The following is a 1,467-nucleotide window of genomic DNA, read 5'->3' as shown; positions in this document are numbered from 1 at the left end:
GAACCGAACGATAGAAGCGTCAGAACTCCTATCCTTCCAGTTCAGAGGGCACTTTCTACATCCGGGGTCCTGCCGGTCCAACCTTCATCGGTGGATCGAGGCTGAGGCGGCCGGCGTCGATTACATCGGCGGCGTGGACTCGGTCAACGCCCTGGTCCGTGGGCTCGCCCGTGATGCTGAGCCGGTCGTCGTGGTCGTGGACGCGGTCGACGAAGCGGTCGACAGCGGCGAGGCCCGGCGTGAGCGTGGTTCTCCGGTGGTGGAGCAGGTCCTAGCGCCGCTGGTGGCCGCCGCCGGGCGGATACCGCTGCGGATGATGATCGGCACCCGATCGCATCTGGTCGACGCTCTAGGCCAGCCGGTCCGGCTGATGGATCTCGACCGCCCGGAGTTCGCCGACCGCCACAGTGTGCACCGGTACGCACGGCGATGCCTGACCGAACTGGTCGACACCTCCCCGTACCGGGGACAGCCCGCGGCCTTCGTGGACGCGGTCGCCGACGCAGTCGCGGCTAGCGCGGGTGACTCCTTCCTGGTCGCGTTGATCACCGCCCGCAGCCTCGCGTTGCGCCCGGAACCGGTCGCCAATCCCTACGATCCGGCATGGCGGGCCGGGCTTCCCCGGCACGCCGCCGACGCGATGAGCCAGGATCTCGACCAGCGGTTGCGCGGCCAGGCCTCCCGCGCCCGTGACCTGCTGCTACCCCTCGCCTACGCCGAAGCCACCGGCTTGCCGTGGGAAGACCTGTGGCCCCGACTCGTGCATGCGCTGACCGGACGGCCGTGCACGAACACCGACCTGGAATGGCTGATCGAGCAGGCCGGCTACTACATCATCGAAACCAGCCTCGACCGCCGCTCGGTGTACCGCCTGTACCACGAATCCCTTTCCGAGCACCTGCGGGAGGACCGCGACACCGAAGCCGACCAGGCCACGATTGTCGATGTCCTGGCCGACCGGGTCCCCCGGCTGGTCGACGGTACCCCGGACTGGTCCCGCGCCCACCCGTACACGGCGGCGACCATCGCCACCCACGCCGCTGGCACCGACCGCCTCGACGCACTGATCACCCAGCCGCGGTTTCTGCTCGACACGCCCCCGGCTCCGCTGGCAGCCGCATTACCCCACACTCGTACCCCGGATGGCCACGCGGCCGCTGACGCCTACCGCCGCGCTCTCGCCCGGATCCGTACCGCCCCCACCGGCCAGCGCGCTGCCTACCTGCAACTCACCGCCCGCTGTGCGCGCGCCCCGAAACTCGCCCAGGCGATCGCGGACAGCGGCCTACCGCTGCCATTCGCCACCGACTGGGCATCCTGCCGTCTGCCCACACCCCACCACACCATCACCGGCCACACCGGTTTGGTGCGTTCGGTGGTGGTGGGGCAGCTCGACGGCCGCCCGGTCATCGTCTCCGCCAGCGACGACGAGACGGTGCGGGTGTGGGACGCCGCCACCGGCACCCC

At 70.3% G+C, this 1,467-nt stretch carries 1 pseudogene; it reads left to right on the top strand.

The features are described from left to right. Positions 1 to 133: 133 nt before the first annotated feature. Positions 134 to 1,467 (top strand): annotated as a pseudogene (locus ACFHVL_RS31255) (hypothetical protein); the annotation flags it as partial.

The organism is Micromonospora sp. LOL_023, from assembly GCF_048060115.1.
In the GTDB taxonomy this organism is placed as follows: domain Bacteria; phylum Actinomycetota; class Actinomycetes; order Mycobacteriales; family Micromonosporaceae; genus Micromonospora_E.
This window is presented reverse-complemented; position numbering and strand designations above follow the sequence as displayed.